Below are 309 nucleotides of genomic sequence, written 5' to 3'. Positions count from 1 at the left end.
CGTGCTTGCAGTAATCCTCCAACAGAGGCTCGCACTGCTCCCACGGCAGCAACTGTTCGCGGTAGTCGGCGTAGGTTTCCGATCCGCGCACAGCTACGTCGCCCGATTTCAGTTCGTTGGCGAGCGACGAGAACACGCAGACCTCGAACAGGCGCCGGTGGATGCGCTCCTCGCCGCCCACTTCGGTGCGATGGACGATGGTCTTGCGCCAGAGTTGGGTGGTGAATGCCAGATCGACCGCTTCGTCCAACCAATGGCTGCGGCTTCGTTCCTGCGTCAGGATCAGCTCGATCGCGTCGATCAGCGAGC

The 309-nt window shown here is 62.1% G+C and carries 1 pseudogene; it reads right to left on the bottom strand.

Annotation, left to right across the window (positions count from 1 at the left end):
* Positions 1 to 309: pseudogene (locus tag XarbCFBP7408_RS22185) on the bottom strand (Tn3 family transposase); the annotation flags it as partial.

The sequence above is a fragment of the Xanthomonas arboricola pv. guizotiae genome, from assembly GCF_002940205.1.
Taxonomy (GTDB): domain Bacteria; phylum Pseudomonadota; class Gammaproteobacteria; order Xanthomonadales; family Xanthomonadaceae; genus Xanthomonas; species Xanthomonas arboricola_C.
This window is presented reverse-complemented; position numbering and strand designations above follow the sequence as displayed.